Source organism: Bradyrhizobium zhengyangense (genome assembly GCF_022012435.1).
Classification (GTDB): domain Bacteria; phylum Pseudomonadota; class Alphaproteobacteria; order Rhizobiales; family Xanthobacteraceae; genus Bradyrhizobium; species Bradyrhizobium zhengyangense.
Genome location: NZ_JAKLUA010000080.1, coordinates 1 through 1322, shown reverse-complemented (window position 1 = coordinate 1322; position 1322 = coordinate 1). Strand labels below are relative to the sequence as shown.

General features: G+C 61.6%; 1 protein-coding gene. It reads left to right on the top strand.

All coding sequences use genetic code 11. From position 1 onward, the window contains the following. On the top strand, positions 1 to 1322 hold a 1322-nt coding region (locus tag L6637_RS42245; protein ID WP_237874458.1), incomplete at both ends, for a CARDB domain-containing protein.

The window sequence follows — 1322 nt, the reverse complement described above, 5'->3', positions numbered from 1 at the left end:
ATGGATATAGGAGCCGGTCCGTCGGGGGCCTCGACCGCAGGCATTTACCTGTCGAGCGACGCAAACATCACCACCTCGGACACGCTGCTGACGACGGTCAGCTCCGGCGCACTGACCAGCGTCGGCCAGACCGGCTATTACGACCATCAGAGCCTGTCGGTCATGCTTCCAGGCAACCTCGCGCCTGGCACCTACTATCTCGGTGGCATCGCCGACTACACCAACCAGGTCAGCGAGAGCAACGAAACCAATAACACCTACAATACCGTCAAGATTACGGTGACCGCGCCGATCCAGCCTGACCTCTCGGAATATCTCGGCGTCGCCAACACCACCGTCGCGGCAGGCAACAACGTCACCGTCGATGCCTATGCGATGGATATAGGAGCCGGTCCGTCGGGGGCCTCGACCGCAGGGATTTACCTGTCGAGCGACGCAAACATCACCACCTCCGACACACTGCTGACGACGGTGAACTCCGGCGCACTGACCAGTGTCGGCCTGACCGGCTATTACGACCATCAGACCCTGTCGGTCATGCTTCCGGGCAACCTCGCGCCTGGCACCTACTATCTCGGCGGCATCGCCGACTACGACAACCAGGTCAGTGAGAGCAACGAAACCAACAACACCTACAATACCGTCAAGATCACGGTTAGCGCGCCGGTCCAGCCTGACCTCTCGGAATATCTCGGCGTCACCAACACCACCGTCGCGGCAGGCCACAGCGTCACCGTCGATGCCTATGCGATGGATATAGGAGCCGGCCCATCGGGAGCCTCGACCGCAGGCATTTACCTGTCGAGTGACGCCACGATCACCACCTCCGATACACTGCTGACGACGGTCAGCTCCGGCGCACTGACCAGCGTCGGCCAGACCGGCTATTACGACCATCAGAGCCTGTCGGTCATGCTTCCGGGCAACCTCGCGCCCGGCACCTACTATCTCGGCGGCATCGCCGACTACAACAACCAGGTCAGCGAGAGCAACGAAGCCAACAACACCTACAATACCGTCAAGATTACGGTGACCGCGCCAGTCCAGCCTGACCTCTCGGAGTATCTCGGCGTCGCCAACACCACCGTCGCGGCAGGCCACAGCGTCACCGTCGATGCCTATGCGATGGATATAGGAGCCGGGCCGTCGGGGGCCTCGACCGCAGGGATTTACCTGTCGAGCGACGCCACCATCACCACCTCCGACACGCTGCTGACGACGGTCAACTCCGGCGCACTGACCAGTGTCGGCCAGACCGGCTATTACGACCATCAAACCCTGTCGGTCATGCTTTCGGGCAACCTCACGCCCGGCACCTACTA